The organism is Mesorhizobium sp. (genome assembly GCF_024509055.1).
GTDB lineage: Bacteria > Pseudomonadota > Alphaproteobacteria > Rhizobiales > Rhizobiaceae > Mesorhizobium.
The window spans coordinates 1-3,178 of the sequence record NZ_JANINM010000201.1 but is presented as its reverse complement, the minus strand read 5'-3'; the positions used below and the strand labels follow the sequence as shown (position 1 = coordinate 3,178).

The 3,178-nt window shown below is 63.0% G+C and carries 3 protein-coding genes and 2 pseudogenes; all 5 read right to left on the bottom strand.

Annotated elements, in window-relative coordinates; all coding sequences use genetic code 11:
• Positions 1-812 (bottom strand): annotated as a pseudogene (gene sucA, locus Q0L57_RS09480) (2-oxoglutarate dehydrogenase E1 component); the annotation flags it as partial.
• 129 nt (positions 813-941) lie between these two features.
• Positions 942-1,844 (bottom strand): succinate--CoA ligase subunit alpha, encoded by a 903-nt coding sequence (gene sucD / locus Q0L57_RS09475; RefSeq protein ID WP_296741548.1) that lies wholly within the window; start codon positions 1,842-1,844, stop codon positions 942-944.
• Between the two features lie 12 nt (positions 1,845-1,856).
• Positions 1,857-2,354, bottom strand: coding sequence for a DUF1579 family protein (locus tag Q0L57_RS09470; RefSeq protein ID WP_296741546.1), 498 nt, complete (start codon positions 2,352-2,354; stop codon positions 1,857-1,859).
• Between the two features lie 3 nt (positions 2,355-2,357).
• Entirely contained in the window at positions 2,358-2,729 is a 372-nt protein-coding gene (locus tag Q0L57_RS09465; RefSeq protein WP_296741544.1) for a cupin domain-containing protein, read from the bottom strand.
• A 3-nt stretch (positions 2,730-2,732) separates the two neighbouring features.
• Positions 2,733-3,178: pseudogene (gene sucC, locus Q0L57_RS09460) on the bottom strand (succinate--CoA ligase subunit beta); the annotation flags it as partial.

Genomic DNA, 3,178 nt, shown 5'->3' with positions numbered 1-3,178 from the left:
GGGATCAGCGACTCGCCGCCGTCGAGGCCGAAGCGCTTGGTGCCCTTGTACTTGACGTCGATATACTGCTCGAAGCCTTCGGCCTCGACCAGCTTCGACAGGATCGCCTTCTTGCCGGCGGCGGTGAAGGTGATCTCCTTGTCCGCGCCTTCGATGCGTTCCTGGATCCACGCCTTTTCCTCCGGATCGGAGATGTGCATGAACTCCACGCCGAGCGTCGAGCAATAGGTGCGGGTGAGGATGTCCAGCATCTGCCGGATGGTGCCGAATTCGAGGCCGAGCACATTGTCGAGGAAGATCGGCCGGTCGTAATCGGCTTCAGTGAAGCCGTAATTCTGCGGCGACAGCTCGTTATAGTCCTCGAGCGGCTTGGCGATGCCCAGCGGATCGAGATTGGCATGCAGATGGCCGCGCATGCGGTAGGCGCGGATCATCATGATGGCGCGCACGGAATCGCGCGTCGCCTGATGCACGTCGGCATCGGAAAGCGCCGCGCCGTTGACGACGGCCTTTTCCTTGACCTTCTTTTCGATGTGCTTCTCGACCAGGCCCCAATTGCCGTCGAGCGCCGAGACCAGCTCGCCATTGGCCTGCAACGGCCAGGAAGGCTTCGCCCAGGACGCGCCCTTGGCGTTCTTGCGGACGTCGCCGGCGTCATCCTTCAGCGCCGCGAAGAAATCCTGCCATTCGGGGTCGACCGAGGCCGGATTGTCCTCATAGGCGGCATAGAGCGCATCGATGTAATCGGCATTGCCGCCATAAAGGAACGAGGTGAGCGAGAATTGGTCGTTGGCCTGATCTTGTCGTGCCATTTTCGTCTGCGGAGCCTGGCTCCGTCTCCTTTTTGGGAGCGAATAGTCAGTAGCGGCTAGCGAGCAGGGATTTTCCCATGTCGCGCCGCTACTCTTTTCCCTATTCGCTAGTCGCTACTCACTACTGCCTTAACCCTTGATCGCTTCGACCAGCGTCGTGCCCAGCCGCGCCGGCGACGGCGAAACTTTTATCCCGGCCGATTCCATGGCCGCGATCTTGTCTTCCGCGCCGCCCTTGCCGCCCGAGATCACCGCGCCCGCATGACCCATGGTCCGGCCGGCCGGCGCCGTGCGCCCGGCGATGAAGCCCGCCATCGGTTTCTTGCGGCCGCGCTTGGCCTCGTCCTTCAAGAACTGCGCGGCGTCTTCCTCGGCCGAGCCGCCGATCTCGCCGATCATGATGATCGACTTGGTCTCGTCGTCGGCGAGGAACATCTCCAGCACGTCGATGAACTCGGTGCCCTTGACCGGATCGCCGCCGATGCCGACCGCGGTGGTCTGGCCGAGCCCGACATTGGTGGTCTGGAAGACTGCCTCATAGGTAAGCGTTCCCGAGCGGGAAACAACGCCGACCGAACCCTTGCGGAAGATGTTGCCCGGCATGATGCCGATCTTGCATTCGTCGGGCGTCAGCACGCCCGGGCAGTTCGGGCCGATCAGCCGCGACTTGGAGCGGTCGAGCCGCGCCTTGACCTTGACCATGTCCATCACCGGGATGCCCTCTGTGATGCAGACGATCAACGGGATCTCGGCCTCGATCGCCTCGATGATCGCCTCGCCGGCGCCCGCCGGCGGCACATAGATGACGGATGCGTTGGCGCCCGTCTTTTCCTTGCCTTCGGCAACCGTGGCGAAGATCGGCAGGGTTTCGCCCTTCGAACCGGTCCAGGTTTCTCCACCCTTCTTGGGATGGATGCCGCCAACCATCTTGGTGCCGTGATAGGCCAGCGCCTGCTCGGTATGGAATGTGCCGGTCTTGCCGGTCAGGCCCTGCACCAGCACCTTGGTATTCTTGTCGACGAGAATGGACATCGCGGCCCTTTTCTAAAAACCGTTGATCGTGGAAGGCGAGACGCGCCGGTAAAGGCCGCTCACCATGTCTTGCCAGGCATCGCTGCCTGCGGGCTTGAACTGAAGTTTCATGCGGTAGGTATCAGCGTCATCGAAACCGTAGGTTACGCGCGCGGCGCCACGTGGCGACGACCGCTCCAAGGTGAGCTCATTGCCGTTCCAGGAACCTGTGGCCGGTGAAGCCGGCACGAACCCCATCGAGTCGAACTGGTGCATGGTCCAGAAACCATTGGCCTGGTCGAAGCCGAAGACGCTGTGCGCGGCGAACGACACCGTGCCTTCCCGCTTCTGGCGGTAGCGCTGCACCACGAACAGCCCGCCGAACTGGGCTTCGGCGATCACCTCGGCCTCCGCCATGCCGTCATCGGCCCACTGCGTGGCCGAAATCTCCTCCACGCCACGCCACGCGCCGACCAGCACCTGCAGGCGCTGGTGTTCGGCCGAAAGCGTGAAGGAAGGCGCCGTGTTCATGGCTCAGAGCCGCTTGAGGTCGGTGACGGTGAGGTCGCTCTTGGCATTGCCCGTGTTCAAGGTCGTCGCCGGTTCGAACATCAGCACCACGGGCTCGGTGGTCAGCGAGCGTGGCCGGTGCTCGACGCCGCGTGGCACGACGATGAAATCGCCTTCGCCGAGCTCGACCGGCCCGTCGCGGAAATCGATCGCGATCCTGCCGCGCAACACGAGAAAAGCCTCGTCCTCATGGTCGTGCGCGTGCCAGTCGAAGACCTCGCCGAACTTGGCGACCTTGGCCTGGCTGTCGTTGACGTCGCCGGCGATGTGCGGATCGAAGACCTTGGTGATCGTCCGATCCGCCGCCTCGACCAGGTTTATCTTGCGCGGAGGCACGCTCTAGCCCTTCACCGCCTTGACGATCTTCTTGGCCGCGTCGTCGAGGTCGTCGGCCGAGACGACGTTCAGGCCGCTGTCGTTGATGATCTTCTTGCCGAGCTCGGCATTGGTGCCTTCGAGCCGCACGACCAGCGGCACCTTCAGGCCCACTTCCTTGACCGCGGCGATCACGCCTTCGGCGATGACATCGCACTTCATGATGCCGCCGAAGATGTTGATCAGGATGCCTTCGACGGCCGGATCCTTGGTGATGATCTTGAACGCCGCCGTGACCTTTTCCTTCGAAGCGCCGCCACCGACGTCGAGGAAGTTAGCCGGCTCAGCGCCGTAGAGCTTGATGATGTCCATCGTCGCCATGGCGAGGCCGGCGCCGTTCACCATGCAGCCGATGTTGCCGTCGAGCGCGACATAGGCGAGGTCGTATTTCGACGCCTCGATCTCCTTCT